11 protein-coding genes are annotated in these 16,025 nt (G+C 73.6%); 4 read left to right on the top strand and 7 right to left on the bottom strand.

The features are described 5' to 3' along the window. Positions 1 to 17 precede the first annotated feature (17 nt). The 6 genes from sucC to ACZ59A_RS22980 form a co-directional block, all read right to left on the bottom strand. Complete coding sequence (sucC, locus tag ACZ59A_RS23005; protein WP_385438854.1) at positions 18 to 1,190, bottom strand: ADP-forming succinate--CoA ligase subunit beta; 1,173 nt, start codon at positions 1,188 to 1,190, stop codon at positions 18 to 20. 343 nt (positions 1,191 to 1,533) lie between these two features. Beyond that, complete coding sequence (locus ACZ59A_RS23000) at positions 1,534 to 3,063, bottom strand: hypothetical protein (protein WP_470961181.1); 1,530 nt, start codon at positions 3,061 to 3,063, stop codon at positions 1,534 to 1,536. A 99-nt stretch (positions 3,064 to 3,162) separates the two neighbouring features. Further along, a complete protein-coding gene (locus tag ACZ59A_RS22995; protein WP_470961179.1) occupies positions 3,163 to 4,059 on the bottom strand; it encodes a hypothetical protein in 897 nt (298 codons plus the stop codon). A gap of 156 nt (positions 4,060 to 4,215) precedes the next feature. Next, positions 4,216 to 5,439: a VWA domain-containing protein gene (locus ACZ59A_RS22990; RefSeq protein WP_470961177.1), complete on the bottom strand. Its 1,224-nt coding sequence runs from the start codon at positions 5,437 to 5,439 to the stop codon at positions 4,216 to 4,218. Continuing rightward, a complete protein-coding gene (locus tag ACZ59A_RS22985; RefSeq protein WP_470961802.1) occupies positions 5,436 to 7,772 on the bottom strand; it encodes a DUF5682 family protein in 2,337 nt (778 codons plus the stop codon). Before ACZ59A_RS22985 ends, ACZ59A_RS22990 begins: the two co-directional genes overlap by 4 nt. 209 nt (positions 7,773 to 7,981) lie before the next feature. Then, a complete protein-coding gene (locus ACZ59A_RS22980) occupies positions 7,982 to 9,127 on the bottom strand; it encodes an ATP-binding protein (RefSeq protein WP_470961175.1) in 1,146 nt (381 codons plus the stop codon). A 137-nt stretch (positions 9,128 to 9,264) separates the two neighbouring features. On the opposite strand from ACZ59A_RS22980, the gene ACZ59A_RS22975 reads away from it, so the two are divergent. Together ACZ59A_RS22975 and ACZ59A_RS22970 are read left to right on the top strand one after the other, a co-directional pair. Then, a complete protein-coding gene (locus ACZ59A_RS22975; protein ID WP_470961173.1) occupies positions 9,265 to 10,764 on the top strand; it encodes an SWIM zinc finger family protein in 1,500 nt (499 codons plus the stop codon). Continuing rightward, complete coding sequence (locus tag ACZ59A_RS22970; RefSeq protein ID WP_470961171.1) at positions 10,761 to 12,380, top strand: DUF5691 domain-containing protein; 1,620 nt, start codon at positions 10,761 to 10,763, stop codon at positions 12,378 to 12,380. The genes ACZ59A_RS22975 and ACZ59A_RS22970 overlap by 4 nt, the downstream gene beginning before the upstream one ends. 217 nt (positions 12,381 to 12,597) lie before the next feature. Here ACZ59A_RS22970 and ACZ59A_RS22965 read toward each other — a convergent pair whose 3' ends face one another. Continuing rightward, on the bottom strand, positions 12,598 to 13,008 hold the full coding sequence (locus ACZ59A_RS22965) for a cobalamin B12-binding domain-containing protein (protein ID WP_468049436.1): 411 nt from the start codon (positions 13,006 to 13,008) through the stop codon (positions 12,598 to 12,600). A 216-nt stretch (positions 13,009 to 13,224) separates the two neighbouring features. Between ACZ59A_RS22965 and ACZ59A_RS22960 the strand changes: the two genes are divergently transcribed. Together ACZ59A_RS22960 and ACZ59A_RS22955 are read left to right on the top strand one after the other, a co-directional pair. After that, positions 13,225 to 14,118, top strand: a complete 894-nt coding sequence (locus ACZ59A_RS22960) for an esterase/lipase family protein (RefSeq protein WP_470961169.1) — start codon at positions 13,225 to 13,227, stop codon at positions 14,116 to 14,118. 184 nt (positions 14,119 to 14,302) lie between these two features. Beyond that, a complete protein-coding gene (locus tag ACZ59A_RS22955; protein WP_470961167.1) occupies positions 14,303 to 16,021 on the top strand; it encodes a M23 family metallopeptidase in 1,719 nt (572 codons plus the stop codon). Positions 16,022 to 16,025 lie beyond the last annotated feature (4 nt).

Below are 16,025 nucleotides of genomic sequence, written 5' to 3'. Positions count from 1 at the left end.
TCTGGTGTCCTCGTCCCTTACTTCGCGGCCAGCTCGGCGGCGCGCTCGGCCGCGCCGTCCATGGTGTCCACCTGCTGCACGAGCGGGTGGTTGGCGTCGGTGAGGATCTTGCGACCCAGCTCCGCGTTGTTGCCGTCGAGACGCACGACGAGCGGCTTGCTGACGTCCTCGCCCTTGGACTTCAGCAGCTCCAGGGCCTGCACGATGCCGTTGGCGACGGCGTCGCAGGCGGTGATCCCGCCGAAGACGTTGACGAAGACGGACTTGACGTCCGGGTCGCCGAGGATGATCTCAAGACCGTTGGCCATCACCTCTGCGGAGGCGCCGCCACCGATGTCGAGGAAGTTGGCGGGCTTCACGTTGCCGTGGTTCTCACCGGCGTATGCGACGACGTCGAGGGTCGACATGACCAGACCCGCGCCGTTGCCGATGATGCCGACCTCGCCGTCGAGCTTGACGTAGTTGAGGCCCTTGGCCTTGGCGGCCGCCTCGAGGGGGTTGGCCGCGGCCTTGTCCTCGAGCGCCGCGTGCTCCGGCTGGCGGAACTCGGCGTTGGCGTCCAGCGTCACCTTGCCGTCAAGCGCGATGATCTTGCCGTCACCGGTCTTGACCAGCGGGTTGACCTCGACGAGCAGGGCGTCTTCGTTGATGAAGACGGTCCACAGCTGCTGGAGGACGTCCGCCACCTGGTCGGCGATCTCGGCCGGGAACTTCGCGGCGGCGACGATCTCGGCGGCCTTCTCGGGGGTCACGCCCTCGATGGCGTCCACCGGGATCTTGGCGAGCGCGTCGGGGTTCTGCTCCGCGACGACCTCGATCTCCACGCCGCCCTCGACGGACGCCATGGCGAGGAAGGTGCGGTTGGTGCGGTCCAGCAGGAAGGAGACGTAGTACTCCTCCTTGATGTCCGCGGTCTGGGCGAGCATCACCTTGTGGACCGTGTGGCCCTTGATGTCCATGCCCAGGATCTGGGTCGCCTTCTCCACGGCGTCGGCCGGGTCGGAGGCCAGCTTGACGCCACCGGCCTTGCCGCGGCCGCCGACCTTCACCTGCGCCTTGACGACCGCGCGGCCGCCCAGGCGCTCGGCCACCTCGCGCGCCGTCTCAGGCGTGTCGATGACTTCACCGGCCAGCACCGGTACACCGTGCTTGGCGAAGAGGTCCCTCGCCTGGTACTCGAACAGGTCCACGCGCGTCCGTCCCTTTTCCATGGATATCGCGGTCGTTATCTGCGCGGGCGTGCCGCGATGGCCAGCGTGAGGACGCGATCTAAGAGAGGGCGGCACACGTGCGCCGGGTACGCGGCATGTCCGTCTCGCAGGCTATAACCACGAGCCGTGCGACCCTAAATCGCAGATCACACTGGAGCGGTGATTACGGTCACAGATCGCGACCGTACGCACCTATCTCGCAAACGAGAGCGGGCAGTCCCCTCCCCAACGAGGACTGCCCGCTCTCGGCTGTTGCGCGGTGTTACGGCTGCGTACGGCGGCTTCAGCGCCGCCGTACGCGGCGGTCATGCGGTCTCGGCTATCAGACGGCCGGGAGGGCGGCCGGGGCGGCCGGGAGGTCGGTCGGCAGCTGCGCCGGGACGGCGGGCAGGTCGGCCGGGACGTTCGGCAGGTCGGTGGGCAGGTGCGCCGGGACCTGCGGCAGGTCGGTGGGCAGCTGGGCCGGAACCTGCGGGAGGTCCGCCGGGACGTTCGGCAGGTCAGTCGGCAGCTGGGCCGGAACCTGCGGCAGGTCGGTCGGCAGGTGCGCCGGAACCGACGGCAGGTCGGCCGGGACGTTCGGCAGGTCGGTGGGCAGCTGGGCCGGGACCTGCGGCAGGTCGGTCGGCAGGTGCGCCGGGACCTGCGGGAGGGCCGGGAGCGCCGGGATGTTGGCGGCGTCGGTCAGGTCGACCGGGGCCACCGGGAGCAGGCTCTGCACCCGGGCCACGGTGTCCACCGCGGTGCCCTGCGCGTTCGTGACCACGGAGCCGCCCAGCTCCACCGCGAACGGAACGGTGCTGGTGGCCAGGCCGGCGGCGAACGGAACCGTGGTGGTGACCGTGTTCTGGGCGACCGGCACGGCGTTGGTCACGGTGTTCTGCACGAACGGCACGGCGTCGCCGACAGTGCCCTGCGCGAACGGAACCACGTTGCTGGCGGTGCCCAGCGCGTAACCCTGCGCGCTCCCGGCCACGTAGCCGACGTACGGAACGGTCTTGCCCACGGCGTCACCGGCCAGCACGCCCGCGTCGTCCACGGTGCCCTGCGCGACCGGGACGACCTTGACCACGACGTGGTTCACGACGGGCGGCAGCACATCGTTCGCGACACCGTTCACGACCGGCTTGACGATGCCCACGGTGCCCTTGGCCTTGCCCGCCAGCTCCTCCGGGCGCACGCCCGCACCGGAGAGCGAGGCGAGCAGGTTGTCGGCGGCACCGGGGGCGGCGGGCAGCTTCGGGGCGGCCGGGAGCTGGGCGGGCACCTCGGCCGGGAGGCCCTTGACGGACGGCACCGGGGCGGCGTCGGGCAGCGAGGAGCCGTTGACCGGCAGCGAGCCGAGGCCCGGCAGGTGCGGAACGACGCCGGGCACCTCGCCGGTGGGCAGGTCGACGTCGGCGGCCTTCTGGACGGACTTCACCGCGTGGTGGGCCTTCTTCACGACCTTGCCCGGCTTGGCGTCACGGTTCACGCCGTCGAGCGCGCCACCGGTCACGTCGCGGGTGGTCTTGGAAACGTCCGGCAGCTGGCCCTTGGCGGCACCGTCGACGGTGTCCTCGACGCCCCCGGTCACGCCGTCCACGGTCTTCTTCGCGGAGTCGTTCAGCTTGGACGTGTCGGCCGCATCGCCGGTCGCACCGTCAACCGTGTCGGTGACCTTGCCGGTGGTGTCCGTGACCTTGCCGGTCGTGTCGGTGACCTTGTCCGTAACGCCGTCCACCGTGCTGGCGACGCTGTCGGTGGAGGGGACGTTCGGGGTCTCGGCAGCGCTGGCGGCGGCGGAACCGAGGGCCCAGATACCGGTGGCGGCAGCGGCGACGAGGATGGAGCGGCGAATGTTGTTGCGCATGGTGGAAGAAGTCCTTCGAATTCAAGAGGGGGTTAGCGAACGGGCAGACCTGACCCGCCCCCGCGCGGCAGGTCTTGTACAGACGGGGGAAGGTCTGCCCTAGCCGGGGAATTCGAGGACTTCGTTGTACCGCTCGCGCGTCGGCGCGGAGCTGTCCGCACGGACCGCGCCGGGCGCGAGCCCGAACTGCGCGGCGCCGGACGGCGGCAGAGCGGCGTGGGTGTTCCCGCCACGGGGAGCGCCGCTGTCGCCGGTGCACTGGGTGACGGTCCCGAGGGGGGACCGCGGGAGGGGCATCGGCGCCGGTGCGCCGCTGCCCTGGTCCGCGCCGTCGGCCGCCCGGACGACGGCGCCATGGCCGTGGTCGTGGGAGTCGGCGGTACGGGGCGCGGTGGCGGCCGCCGTGTCCGGCCCCAGCGGGGCCGTGGCGGGCTTGGCCGAGTGCGGCACGGCGTGGTTCTCGTCGGCGTCGGCCGCGGCCGGGCCGTGGCCCGACGCGGCACGGTGCGCGCCGGGGGCGTCGCCCAGGGCGTCCACACCGGCGTCGCCGACCTCGGACAGCCGCACCGGAAGGTCCGTGCCCGTGGCCTCCTTGACCAGGTCATCGACCGGATCGGTGACCTGTCGCGCATGCCGCTCGACCGGCTCGCGCACCGGTTCCACGGTCTTGCGGACCGTGGAGGTGGCGGTGTGTGCCGTCTTGCGTGCCACGGTGTCGGCGGCCTGGACCGCCTTGGCCGCCTTGGCCTTGGCCGGGGCCGACTTGGCCGGGATGTGCTTCCCGGCGTCGTCGTTCCCGGTGTCCTTCTTGGCGGCGGGCGAGGAGTCGAGCAGGTCCGATGCCTGGGCCTGGTGGCCCGTCACCGATCCGGCCAGCTCTCCCCGCTCGGCCGCGTGGGCGCTGCCGCCGAAGAGGAATCCGAGTGCCAGGAAGCCCCCGAGGAACAGCGTCGCCAGCAGCGCTCGCCGCGCGGCCACGGTGCGCGGCAAGCGCACAGCGGCAGGCGAAGCGAACACGGCAGACAAAAGGGGGCCTTCCCTGGTACGGACAACAGGCGAGGCGCCAACCGGACGGTCACATTCACGTCCTGGCGACGGGAGTGATCCTTGCACGACCCACAGGGGGCCGCGCAAGCCCCCGGCCGCTGATGGTCACTGATGCATCGCCATGTCCGGTATCGGCAGTTGGCGCCGCTCCATCGCCGCCGCCATCACCTCCGGGAAGAGATCGGGGGTGCACGCGAAGGCGGGCGCGCCGAGCGCGGCGAGCGCCGCCGCGTGCTCCCGGTCGTAACTCGGCGCCCCCTCGTCGGACAGCGCGAGCAGCGCCACGAACTGCACCCCGGACGCCTTCATCGCGGCGATCCGCCCCAGCATCTCGTCGCGTATGCCGCCCTCGTAGAGGTCGCTGATCAGCACGACGACGGTGTCCGCGGGCCGGATGATCTGCGACTGGCAGTACGCGAGGGCGCGGTTGATGTCGGTGCCGCCGCCGAGCCGGGTGCCGAACAGGACGTCCACCGGATCGTCCAGTTCGTCGGTCAGGTCCACGACGGCGGTGTCGAAGACGACGAGCCGGGTGGCGATCGACCGCATCGAGGCGAGCACGGCGCCGAAGACGGAGGCGTACACCACGGACGCGGCCATCGACCCCGACTGGTCGATGCACAGGATGACGTCCTTCTTCACCCCGCGCGCCGCGCGCCCGTAGCCGACCAGCCGCTCGGGAACCACCGTGCGGTGCTCGGGGAGGTAGTTCTTGAGGTTGGCGCGGATGGTGCGGTTCCAGTCGATGTCCCGGTGGCGCGGGCGGCTGACCCGGGCTGAGCGGTCGAGCGCGCCGGTGAGGGTCGCGCGGGTGCGGGTCGCGAGCCGCTTCTCCAGCTCCTCGACGACCTTGCGGACAACGGCGCGTGCCGTGGTCCGGGTGGTCTCCGGCATCGCCTTGTTGAGCGAGAGCAGGGTGCCCACCAGATGCACGTCCGCCTCCACGGCCTCCAGCATCTCGGGCTCCAGCAGCAGCGCCGACAGGCCGAGCCGGTCGATGGCGTCACGCTGCATGACCTGGACGACGGAGGTGGGGAAGTACGTACGGATGTCACCGAGCCAGCGCGCCACCTGAGGCGCGGAGCCGCCGAGCCCGCCGGACCGCGGGCCGCCGCCCGCCGGGCCGCCACCGCTTCCGGCGGCGGCGCCCGCGCCCCCGGGGCCGTCCCCTCCCCCGTCCCCGTAGAGGGCTTCGAGCGTGCGGTCCATGGCGGCGTCGTCGCCGCTGAGGGAGCAGCCGGTGCCGTCGCCGCCCTCGCCGCCGAGCACCAGCCGCCAGCGCCGCAGCCGCTCGTCGCCCGCGTCCGTACCGGTGTCCGTGTCCGTCATCGGGCCGCCTCCGCGGTGTCGTCGTGGTCAGGGCCGGAGTCCAGGCCGAGCAGCAGCCGGACCGTCGGTACGACGGCGGCCGCACGGTCCCCGTCGAGCCCGGGGCCGAAGCCGGGCGCGGCGGGAACCGCGGGGGCCGCTTCGGCGCCCGGCGCGCGCGGCTCACCGGCCGCGGGTCCGGGGCCGCGGCCGACCAGCTCCCCCAGGGTGCGGCGGACGCCCGTGTCGTACGCGGAGAAGGTGCGCCGCAGCAGCGGCAGGACGTCCGTGAACGCCTCGGCGGGTACGGAGGTGAGCCAGCCGTCGACGAGGCCGAGCAGCCGTTCGTCGTGGACGAGCAGCATCCCGCCGCCCGCGCCGCCCCCGATGAAGCCCTCGATCCAGGAGGCCGCTTCGGGTGGTGCGGTGCCGGGCGAAAGCGCGAGCCGCATCAATCGGGCCGCCTCGTCCTCGGCGAGCCTCCCGTCGTCCAGCAGCAAGCGCGCGGCCCGGCCCCGGACCAGCCCCGGGGTGGCGGGCGTACCGTCCCGCCCGGCGATGGCCCGCAGCACACCCGCCCAACGCCCCCGGAGCGAGCCCTCGCCCGAACCGGCCGGGCCGGGCCCGGACGGGCTGGGCTCCGGCAGGAGGCCGATCGCGCGGTGCACCGCCTCCAGGTGGCGGAGCATGTCGGCGGCGCCGTCCGCGTCGAGCCCCACGCAGGCGGGCGGCAGCCCCACCAGGATCCGCTCGGCCAGGCCCACGGCGACCTCGCCGAGCGCCGCGGTGTCGGTGCCGCGCACGTCCCCGTACCGCACCGACCGCACCAGGGCGGGCAGCGCCTGCGCGAGGTGGCCCACGTCGGCGTCGAGCGCGGCGCGGTCGGCGAGCGCGCGCATCACCACGGGAAGGGCGTCGGGGAGCGCGGCCAGCAGACAGCGCTCGGCCAGCTCGGTGACCTCGGCGAGGGCCGTGGCGCCCAGCGCCTCGGACTCGGCCTTGGCGGTGGCCGCCGACAGCACGGTGGTGCCCCACACCCCCGCCTCCGCGACCCGCACCGACAGCTCCGGCTCCCAGCGCAGCCGCCAGGTCTCGCGGAACGTGCCGGTGCTGCCGCGCGATGCCGCCGGGGTGCCCCAGCCGACCCCCAGCAGCCGCAGCCGGTGCAGCAGTCGGCTGCGCCCCGCGTCCATGTCCTTGCGCAGGTCCAGCTCCAGCTCCCGCTCCCCGGCCTCGGGCGCCAGCCGCAGCGAGCGCTGGGTGCGCCGCAGGTCCCGCTGGAGCGGTGCGGCGGGTGCCGACGCGGGGACCTCGCCCAGCACGTCCCCGACCACGAGCCGGTCCCGCACCAGCTCGATCGGCACGTCCGAGCCCTCGCACATGACGGCCCGCACGGCATCCGTCGTCTCGGCGAGCCCGGCGACCGGGCGCCCGCGCAGGGCGGCGAGGGTTTCGGCGAGCCGTACGGCCTCGATGACATGCGCGGACGACACCGCGAAGTCCTCGTCCCGGAGCAGCCCGGCGACCTTGGTCAGCCAGCGCTCCAGAGGCCGGTCCGGGGCGTGGAAGAGATGGCTGTACCAGCCGGGCGAGGCGATCCCCGCCCCGTAACCGCTGTGCCGCGCCAGCCTGCGGTGTGTCCAGGGCACCCAGCTGATCTCGGCCTTGACCTTCGGCAGGCCCCTGAGCAGCTTCCGGTCGGCGGTCACGGTGGCGCGGGCGGCCAGAGCCGGTACGTGCCAGGCCCCGCACACTACGGCGACCGCCTCCCCGAACTCCCGCTGCGCCGCGTGCATCCGCAGCCGCATATGGGCCTCCCGGACGGCGTCGTCCTCGTGCCCGCCGTGCCCGTACGCGGCCCGCAGCTCCCCCATGGCCTCGCCGACGGCGGCGAACGCCGCGGTCCCGGCGACGCTGCGGTGCTCGACGACGTCCTCCCACCAGCGCTCCGGGTCGTCGTACCCGGCCGCCTCGGCGAGGACGGCGAGCGGATCGACGCGCACCCGCTCGGCGTCGCCTGATCGGTCCGCGTCGCCCTTCGCGGTCATGGCCAGGGAGTGCGCGGCCGGGAGGTCGATGAACCGCACGGGCACGTCGCGGGCCAGCGCCCACTGGATGGCCGCCCACTCCGGCGAGAACCCGGCCATCGGCCAGAACCCGGCGCGCCCCGGGTCGTTCGCCACGTGCGCGAGCAGCGCGACGGGCGGGCGCATGCCCTCGTCGGCAGCGAGGTGCACCAGCGCGTCCGCCTCCGGTGGGCCCTCGATGAGCACGACGTCGGGCGCGCACTCGTCGAGCGCCGCCCGCACGGCCCGCGCCGACCCGGGCCCGTGATGCCGCACCCCCAACAGCAACGGCCACCCCGGCCCGACGCCCCCGCCAGCTTGGGCGGCACCGGCGGCTTCCCCTGCCGCCGCCCGGCTCGCCTCCGCGGGGCCGTCGTGCCGCTGAGCCACCCGCGCGGCGGGCGTACTCGCTTTCCCGGCATGCTCCGTGGCCGACGCCGAGCGCGGCCCGGTCCGTCCGGTGTCGGCGCCGCCCGGCGGCGTGTGCTCCGCAGCCCTCACGCGCTCACCTCTCGACACGCGCGGTAGAAGTCCTTCCACCCGTCGCGCTCGCGGACGACCGCCTCCAGGTACTCCTGCCAGATGACGCGGTCGGCGGCCGGGTCGCGGACGACCGCGCCCAGGATGCCCGCGGCCACGTCGCCGGCCCTCAGCACGCCGTCGCCGAAGTGGGCCGCGAGCGCCAGTCCGCTCGTCACCACGGAGATGGCCTCCGCCGTCGACAGGGTGCCGGAGGGCGACTTGAGCTTCGTACGGCCGTCGCCGGTCACCCCTTCGCGCAGCTCACGGAAGACCGTGACGACGCGGCGGATCTCCTCCACACCCTCCGGGGCCTCGGGGAGGTCCAGCGAGCGGCCGATCTGCGCGACGCGGCGGGCGACGATGTCGACCTCGTCCTCCGGGGTCGCGGGCAGCGGCAGCACCACCGTGTTGAAGCGGCGGCGCAGCGCGCTGGACAGCTCGTTGACGCCGCGGTCGCGGTCGTTGGCGGTGGCGATGAGGTTGAAGCCGCGGACCGCCTGGACCTCCTGCCCCAGCTCGGGGATCGGCAGGGTCTTCTCGGACAGGACGGTGATCAGGGTGTCCTGCACATCGGCCGGAATGCGCGTCAGCTCCTCCACGCGCGCGGTCATGCCGTCCGCCATCGCCCGCATGACGGGGCTCGGGACGAGCGCGTCACGGCTCGGGCCGTGGGCGAGGAGCCGGGCATAGTCCCAGCCGTAGCGGATGGCTTCCTCCGGCGTCCCGGCCGTGCCCTGGACCAGCAGCGTCGAATCGCCGCTGACCGCCGCCGCCAGATGCTCCGAGACCCAGGTCTTGGCCGTGCCGGGGACGCCGAGCAGCAGCAGGGCGCGGTCGGTGGCGAGCGTGGTGACGGCGACCTCGACGATCCGGCGCGGGCCCACGTACTTGGGGGTGATCACGGTGCCGTCGGGCAGCGTCCCGCCGAGCAGGTACGTGGCGACGGCCCACGGCGACAGCCGCCAGCGGGCCGGGCGCGGGCGGTCGTCGGCGGCGGCCAGGGCGCTCAGCTCGTCGGCGAAGGCGTCCTCGGCGTGCGGACGGAGGACTCCGGCGGCCTCGCCGGGCTCGACGGCTTCGGTGATTTCAGGTGAATTGGTTCCGGACACAGTGACGGTCACAGCTCCCCCACGACTCGTTGCTCGTTCCGCTCCCGGACGCGCGAATTCACTGTGCACCACGCCACTGACAACCGGCCCGGCATCAACGAACCCGCAGGTCAGGGCAATTGTCAGTGGGGGCCCGTACCGTCCCAGACATGAATCCGCAGGGGGAACGCTGGAGGGCGGAACAGGTGCTGGCCCTGGCTCCTGACGCCGCGTCACGCACGGCGGGCGGCAAGCTCGCGGGGGCCGCGTCGTGGTCCGGCACGGGCGCGCGGGGTCAGGCGGTCTGGGGGCTGTGCGCGGGCAGCGGCAGCACGCCGTACCGGACGGTTGTCGACCTGCACGGCCCCGCCTATCGGTGCAGCTGTCCGAGCCGGAAGTTCCCGTGCAAGCACGCGCTGGGGCTGCTGCTTCTATGGGGATCCGGCGGGGCGGGGGTGCCGGAGGGCGGGGAACCGCCCGAGTGGGCCGAGCAGTGGCTCGGCGAGCGGCGCGAGCGCGAGCGGAGCGCGGTGGGGGCCGCGCACGGGGGCGCGGGCGCGGAGGCCGCCGGGGGCGGGGGCGGCGGCGAGGGCGCGCGGAAGGGGGCGGGCGGGGCCGCCGATCCGGACGCCGCCCGCCGCCGCGCCGAGCGGCGCGCCCAGCGCATCGCGGCGGGCGCCACGGAGCTGGAGCAGCGGCTCGCGGACCTGCTGCGCGACGGGCTGGCCACGGCCGACCGCGCCGGATACGGGGCGTGGGACGAGACGGCCGCCCGCATGGTCGACGCCCAGGCCCCCGGCCTGGAGGCGCGGGTGCGGGAGCTGGGCGCGATTCCCTCCTCCGGCCCCGGCTGGCCCGCCCGCCTGCTGGAGGAATGCGCCCTGGCGCACCTCCTCGACCAGGGCTTCCTCCATCTCGACAGCCTGCCGGAGGAGCTGGCCGCCACCACGCGCTCACGCGTCGGCATCACGACGCCGGTGGCCGAGCTGCTGGCGCATGGGCAGCCGGTCCGGGATCACTGGCTCGCCCTGGGCCGCCAGGACAGCAATGACGGCAAGCTCACCACCCGGCGGATCTGGCTCCGCGGCCGCGCCACGGGCCGGATGGCGCTCCTGTTGTCCTTCGGCGCGGCGGGCCGGGCTCCCGAGCAGGCGCTGCCGCCCGGGCTGGTGCTCGACGCGGACCTCATCTACTACCCGGGCACGCGTCCGCTCCGGGCCGCGCTGGGCACGCGTTATCCGCCCGCCGCGCCCCCGCTGCCGCCCGGCTGGCCCGCCGCCGCCGAGGGCGGGGCGGCCGCCGAAACCGCGGCGCCCGCCGGCGTGCCCGACGGCGGCGGCATCGCCGCGGCGCTCGCCGCCTACGGCGAGGCGCTGAGCGAGGATCCCTGGCTGGAGGGCTGGCCCGTCGTGCTCTCCGGCGTCACGCCCGTCCCCGGTGCCGACGGATGGCAGCTGGCGGACGAGGCGGCCGGGACCGCGCTCCCCGTCGACCCGCGATGCCTCGGCCATACGAACCTGTGGCAGCTCACGGCGATATCAGGCGGCCGCCCCGTCACCGTCTTCGGCGAGTGCGGGCACCGCGGCATCACGCCCCTCACCACCTGGGATCCGGAGCCCGTCCCGCTCGCCACGGGCACCGGCCCGACCTCGTACGGAGGCACGCGTTGACCAGCACCAGCACCGCGCCCCTGCCCGCGCCCGTGACGTGGGACGACCTCGTCGCCGCCGCCCTGCTCGGCACCGAGCGCCGTACCCCGCCCGTCGCCGCGCGCCCCGGGCAGGACGCGCCGTCCGCCCTGCTGGACGCCGCGGCGCTCAGCACCGTACGGCGGCGGGCCGGGCTGCGCCCCGCCGCCGCCCGGCCGGGCCCGGCCCCCGCGCCCGAGGACCCGCGCACCCCGCTCCCGCCCGCCGCCCGCAACCGGTTGGCGATGCTGCTCGCCGACCGTTCGGCCCCCGGGCGCAGCGGGCCGCGTTCCGCCCCCGACCTGGCCGAGCTGCTGCCCCAATGGCTCGCCCTCGCCAACCAGTACGGCTACCGCGCGCCCGACGCGCTGCTCCCGACCCTGCTCGACGCGGCCCGCGCCCGTACCGACCTGCGGCCCGAGGCGCTCACTCTCGCCGGGCCCCGGGCGCTGTGGCTCGCCCGGCTCAACCCGGACTGGAAGTTCGCGCTGCGGGGTGGGCCGCCCGGGCGGGGCACGGCGCCCGGGTCGGAGCCGGGCGAGGCCGCCGCGGCCGACGCCGACGTGCGGCGGCAGTGGGAAGAGGGGCTGTTCGCCGAGCGGGTGTCGCTGCTGGCGAGGACCCGCCACCGCGACCCGGCCGCCGGGCTGGCCCTGCTCAGCGGCACCTGGTCCATGGAGCGTGCCGAAGACCGGCTGATGTTCCTGGACTCGCTCCGCGACGACCTCGCGTCCTCCGACGAGCCCTTCCTCGAACAGGCCCTGTCCGACCGCAGCCGGAACGTCCGGGCGACCGCCGCCGAGCTGCTGGCCGCGCTCCCCGCCTCCGCGTTCGCCGCCCGGATGGCGGAGCGGTCCGCCGCCTGCGTCTCCCTGTCCCCGGACGCCGGGCAGATCACCGTCGACGCACCGGCGCGGTGCGACAGCGGGATGCAGCGCGACGGCGTCGTGCCCAAGCCGCCGTCCGGCCGGGGGGAACGGTCCTGGTGGCTGAGCCAGCTGGTGGAGGCCACGCCGCTGGCCCGCTGGTCCGAGTGGTTCGGGGGCCTGGACGCGGGCCGGATCGTGGCCCTGCCGGTCGCGGACGGCTGGAAGGGGGACCTGCACGCCGCCTGGTGCCGGGCTGCCGTCCGGCAGCGGAGCGCGGAGTGGTCCCGCGCGCTCCTCGGCTCCCCGGGCGCGCCCCCCGCCGCGGCGGCCTGGCGGGACCCGGCGAAGCTGCTGTCCGCCCTCCCCCCGGCGGAACGGGCGCAGTGGGTCGCCGACTTCATCGCCTCCCACGGGCTGTCCGACGCGTTCAGGTTGCTGGGGGTATGCGCGGTGCCGTGGGCCGAGCCGCTGGGCGGGGCGGTCGTGGACGCGCTGGACATCGCGCGGGACGCGGGCAGCTACCCCTGGAGTTTCAGCGGGGTCATGGGCCTGGCCGAGCGCTGCCTCGACCCGGCCCAGGCGGACCGCCTGGAGGTGCTGACCGCACTCCCGGACGAGCCGGAGGGCGCGGCGCCGGGTGCCGGTGGGTACTGGTCGGAGGCGTTCCAGCGGCTGGTGGGGACGCTGAGGCTGCGGGCGGCGATGCGCTCCGAACTGGCCGGGGGCTGATTCCCCTACCCCGCCCCTTCCCGAAATCGGAGCTCCGCCCCGGACCCCGCCATGCGCCCACCGGGGCGGACAGGGCCGCGCAGGGGCGCGCGCACCAGGCCCGGGCTCGGTCGGGGCTTCGGCTTCGAGCCCGGCCAGGGGGCGGCGTGCACTCGCTGGGGGCCGGGGATGGCGGGCGTCCCGGGGCGCGTCTGCCGGGTGGCGGGCCGGGCGGGGGCTAGGCGGGGACTGGGCGGACGTTTTGGCGGACCCAGTCGACGATCGACGTCGTCGTCGCGCCCGGGGTGAAGATCTCCGCTACGCCCTGTTCCTTCAGCGGAGCGATATCGGCCTCGGGGATGATGCCGCCGCCGAAGACCTTGATGTCCTCCGCCTCGCGCTCCCGCAGCAGCTCCAGCACCTTGGCGAAGAGGGTCATATGGGCACCGGAAAGGATCGAGAGGCCGATCGCGTCGGCGTCCTCCTGGATCGCGGTGTCGACGATCTGCTCGGGGGTCTGGTGGAGGCCGGTGTAGATGACCTCCATGCCCGCATCGCGCAGCGCCCGCGCGATGACCTTCGCGCCGCGGTCATGGCCGTCGAGGCCCGGTTTGGCCACCACCACACGGATCGGACCGGTCACACCCATCGCAGCCTCCAAGCCCTAGCTCGCGCATCCGCGTGAACGAACGTTATCTCCAGCTTCCCGCAAGCATCCCCTACCCGGCAGTTTCGCGATGCGCGGCGAGGGGGAAATCACACCCGGGACACGTTCGGCCTCGGGTCGACCACCAAGGGGAGCCGCAGCGGGGACCGTCGCACCGCGCAGTGCCACCCGGCAGTCGCATAGGGACTGCGACATGGCATGGGCATGGCATCGCGGTGCGGCGGCGCGGTCCGCCACGAACCACGGCTGCCAGCAACACACGGGCACAAGGGGGCGGTCGTCGTGGGCCTCGTATGCAGTCAGAACAGGCAGGGCGGGCAGAACAGGCAAGGCGGGCAGCGAAGGATTCGGGCCCTTGCGGTTGATCTGGCCATCCTCGCCGGGCATCTTCTCCTCTACCCCACCGGCCTCCGCCAGGAGCGTCCGCCCGCCACACCCCCGCCCGACCTCCAAGGGCAGCGCCCGGTGGTCCTCCTCCACGGCTTCATCGACAACCGCTCCGTCTTCGTCCTGCTGCGCCGTTCCCTCCTCCGCCACGGCCGACAGCATGTCGAGGCCCTCAACTACTCCCCCCTGACCTGCGACCTCCGCACCGCCGCCGCGCTGCTGGCCCGCCACATCGAGGACATCCAAGCCCGCACCGGCCACAGCCAGGTGGACATCGTGGGCCACAGCCTCGGCGGGCTGATCGCGCGCTACTACGTCCAGCGGCTGGGCGGCGACGCGCGGGTGCACTCCCTGGTCACGCTGGGTACTCCGCACTCCGGCACCCGCATTGCGCCCTTGTTGTCCGCACATCCGCTCGTGCGTCAGATGTGCCCGGACTCCGAGGTGATAACGGAGTTGAGGCAACCTGCCCCCGAATGCCGTACGCGTTTCGTTTCTTTCTGGAGTGATGTGGATCAGTTGATGATCCCGGCGGAAGTCGCCCGCATAGACCATCCGGATCTGATCTTTCGCAACATCCGGGTCAGCGGTGTGGGACATCTCGCTCTACCGGTCCACCCGGCCGTCGCCGCCGGGATCCGGGAGGCGCTGGACGCCGCCAATGCGGCCCAGATGGACACTTCGGGCACGTTCTCGGTCGCCTGATACGGCCGAAAATTGCCGAACAGCCGTCGAACGTCGGGCCAAGAGTGGGCGCACAGTCAACCGAAAGAGGTCCAAATGCCCTTTCCCGTGATGCCCAAAACTTGCTGAAGATTGTCGCTCCCGCGTACCGCCGGGTACAGTCGCCGCTAATTCTCCTGCAGCCGAGGCGAAAGAGAAGTTGGTGGTGAACGACCGTCACCCGTTGGGGGCAACCCCGACCGTCCCCGCTCCCGACGCCTCGTATTCCTATGACGAGGCTTACGGCCAGCACCAGGACACAGCGCACGGTTATGCCGGGTACGACGGCTACTCCACCGGCAGCTTCGACAACCTCGGGGCCGCATACGGTGAGGCCGACCCTCTCTTCGGCTCCCTCCCGGGCAGCTACGGGGACGGCCAGGGCAACCCCGACGGCGGGCACAGCGGTCAGTACGACGCGTCCCAGTGGGGCGGCGACGGCACCTCGTACGACACCGGCGCCTACGACACCACCGCGATGTGGGCCGCCTCCGGCTATCAACTGCCCACCGATGTACCCACCCAGCAGCAGGACGACACCGGCGGCCACTGGGACGCCGGTGCCTGGGAGGCGCACTCCCCGCAGGAGGCCCACTCCCAGCAGTGGGACACGGGCGCGTACGACACCGGCACCGGGCAGTACGACACCGGCACGGGCCAGTTCGACACGGGACAGTACGAGTCCGGCCAGTACGACACGGGTCAGGTCGATTCGGGGCAGTTCGATACCGGACAGGTCGATACCGGCCACTACGACACAGGCGCGTACGACACCACCGGGCAGTACGACACGGGCGCGTACGACATCTCGGGGCAGTACGAGGTCATCAGCCAGCACGCCGCGTACGACACCTCCGGCGTCGACACCGGGCAGACCCAGTTCTGGGACACCTCGGCCTACGCCACCCTCGACGAGCCCCAGTACGAGGAACCGCAGTACGAGGAACCGCAGTACGACGGGCAGCAATACGACGGGCAGCCGTACGACGAGCCCCAGTACGACGACGGGACGGCGCCCTTCGAGCAGACCGCGGTCTTCGAAGCCGTGGCCGAGCCGGAACCCGCCCCCGATCCCGTCGCCGACATCACGCCGCCGTCCGCCCCCGCCACCGCCGCCACCACCCCCCGCTCCGGCAGCCGCGCCCGCCGCCGCTCCGCGCCCTCCCGCCCCAAGCGCTCCGCCCTCCTCACCGTCGCCGTCCCGTCCGTCTGCGCGCTCGGCGTCACCGCCGTGGCCGCCGCTTCCGTGAGCGGCATGTCCAGCGACAAGAAGGACGAATCGACGACGCAGGCGGCCCCCGACGTGCAGCCCGTCAAGGCATCCGTCGCCAACAGCGAGATGGACACCCGGCTCGCCGGAGTCGACGACGGCGTCAACGACTTCCGGGAGCGCGCCAGCCGTACCCAGGAGCGGATCGACCTCAAGGCGCGTCAGGCCGCCGAGAAGAAGCGCAAGGCCGCGGAGGCGGCGCGCAAGGAGGCCATGCGGCCGAAGTTCTCGCTGCCGGTCAAGCAGCACGGGCTGAGCGCGGGCTTCGGCCAGGCGGGCATCAACTGGATGTCCCTGCACACCGGAATCGACTTCCCGGTCAGCCAGGGCACGCCCGTCATGGCGGCTACCGACGGCACCGTGCGGACCCAGTGGAACGACGCCTACGGCAACATGGTCATATTGACCGCTCCCGACGGTACGGAGACCTGGTACTGCCACCTCAGCAGCACCAAGATCCGCTCCGGGACGGTCAAGGCCGGGGATGTCATGGCCTACTCGGGGAATTCCGGCAACTCCACCGGCCCGCACCTGCACTTCGAGGTGCACCCGGGCGGCGGGGCGGCAGTGGACCCGCAGCCGTGGCTGCAGAGCCACGGCCTCGACCCCAACTGACCGC

The sequence above is a fragment of the Streptomyces sp. NPDC040405 genome, from assembly GCF_055595765.1.
This window is presented reverse-complemented; position numbering and strand designations above follow the sequence as displayed.